This window comes from Halalkalibacter flavus (assembly GCF_036663575.1).
Lineage (GTDB): Bacteria > Bacillota > Bacilli > Bacillales > Bacillaceae_D > Halalkalibacter > Halalkalibacter flavus.
Map to the genome: position 1 here is coordinate 1 of NZ_JAWRVK010000245.1, position 270 is coordinate 270.

The following is a 270-nucleotide window of genomic DNA, read 5'->3' on the forward strand; positions in this document are numbered from 1 at the left end:
CAGTCCCATTACGGCCATGCCTATGACTACGTGCGACGCCGGCGAGTTGATCGTGAGGGTTGAAAAGAAGATAAGCGAGCCGCCGGATCTGGCCATACCTATAACGGTCAACCACCTGGTACCGACCCTGTCCGACATGCGACCGCTCACGAGACCTACTATGGCCAGGGTGATGGCCTCCGGCACCATGAGCAGTCCCGCCTTGCTCGGCTCGTATCCAAGACCCTGCACGAGATAGAAAGGCATCAGGAAAAATATCGAAGAGCCGCC

General features: G+C 57.8%; 1 pseudogene. It reads right to left on the reverse strand.

The window, feature by feature from the left end:
* A pseudogene (locus SAY88_RS25110) lies at positions 1-270 on the reverse strand (MFS transporter); the annotation flags it as partial.